The following is a 1,657-nucleotide window of genomic DNA, read 5'->3' on the forward strand; positions in this document are numbered from 1 at the left end:
AGCCCTGATCCACCGATAGGTCGCGGTGCCTGGTCGGTGGCGGGCCTGGAGTCGTCGTCGGGCGGGTGGGCGTGGGTGGGCTGCCGGGCTGCTGTCCGGCTCTTCCACGCGGTGTCTCCGGTCGGCCCGTCGGGGCGGTGGTCAGGTCCTCGCTGGGGCTGGTGGGCCGGTCGCGGTGACCGTGTCCCACAAGCGCGCCCAGGCGGTGGCCCAGGGCCAGTGGGTGGGTAGGTGCAGGACCTGGCGGCGGGCGCGGGTGGCGAGGCGGGCGGGGACGTTGATGATGCGGGTGCGCACGGTGGCCCAGCGGGCCCGGGTCAGTCCGGCGGCGGTCGCGGTGGCGCGGGCGAGGTTGAAGGCCATCACCGCGGCCGAGACCCAGGCGGCGTTGGCCGCGTAGGACCCTGATGGCAGGTGCGCCAGGGCGCCGTCCTTGAGCTCGGCGATGACCTGCTCGATCACGGCGTGGGCGCGGTGGCGGACGTCGGCGGCGACGGTGTCGACCGCTGTCGGGTGCTGCGGGCCGCCGTCGCCGGTGGGGTGGGGGGCGTTGGTGAGGAAGGCGTGGTGGCGCCAGGCGTCGAACAGCTCTCCTTGACCGGCCCCGGCCCCGGCGCCAGGGCCGGGGCCGAGGCGTCGGACGCGGCGGACCACGAGGCGGGCGTGGACGTGGTGGGTCTTGCGGCGGCTGGTGAAGGCGGTGAAGGGGGTCTCGGCGACCTGCGCGTCGGAGATCCACCGCTGCTCGTGCTCGTCGTAGACGGCCTGGGGGTAGGTGATCGGGGTCCAGGCGTCCTCGGGGATCGAGGCGATCGCGGCGCGTACGGCCGGGTCCTGGCGTGCGGTCACGCTGAAGGTGATGCCGCGGCGCACGGCGGTGCCCACGAACGCCCACCCGTAGTAGGCCGAGTCCGCCCGGGCCACCACCGAGCCGGTGACGCCGGCGGCGGTCGCGGTGGTGTGGGCCTGGGCCAGCAGCCGCCCGACCCCGGTCGCCGAGGCGCACGACCCGCGGCGCAGCCGCGCCCGGGCCACCACCGGGGCCGAGGTCGGTGTGCTGATGGTGGCGAGCTGGATGTTCAGGCCCCGCTGGCGGGTGTACCCGAACCCGGCGGCCTGCTTGGCGTAGCCGTGCACGGTCCGGACGGTGTCGTCGACGTCGAGGAACGTCACGCCGGCGTCGCCGCCGAGCAGGCCGGGAACCCGAGCGCCGAGGCCGGCTAGCAGAGCCGCGCCGGCGCGGTCGAGCTGCTGGACGTGGCCGTGGGTGAAGGCCCGCAACGCCGTCCCCAGGGTCGAGGGCGCCGCCACCCCGGTGAAGACCCGGCACATCGCCCCGTGCCGCAGCAGGTCCAGGTCGTCGATGCTGTCGGCGCCGGCGAGCATCCCGGCGACCACACACGTGATCTTCGCCGCCACCTTCGGGATCGGGACGCCCAGTCCGGCCAGGTGAGCGTCCAGGCCCGCGGCCCGGGCCAACGCCAGCGCCGGGACCAGACCCGCCGCGCCGAGCAGGTTCGGGTCGTCGAAGACCACGCGGGGACGGCTGTGGGAAGGTCTCACCTACGGGGTGCTCCTGGTAACCGGCGGGGTGTGGACGTCGCACTCGACATCCTTCCTGGTCACCGGGGCACCCCGGCCTACATCACCCCCGCCA

1 protein-coding gene is annotated in these 1,657 nt (G+C 75.3%); it reads right to left on the bottom strand.

What is annotated here, in order from left to right:
* Window positions 1-141 precede the first annotated feature (141 nt).
* Entirely contained in the window at window positions 142-1,563 is a 1,422-nt protein-coding gene (locus tag Q0789_RS16525) for an IS1380 family transposase (RefSeq protein ID WP_298807080.1), read from the bottom strand.
* Window positions 1,564-1,657 lie beyond the last annotated feature (94 nt).

The sequence above is a fragment of the uncultured Pseudokineococcus sp. genome (genome assembly GCF_947499845.1).
Lineage (GTDB): Bacteria > Actinomycetota > Actinomycetes > Actinomycetales > Quadrisphaeraceae > Pseudokineococcus.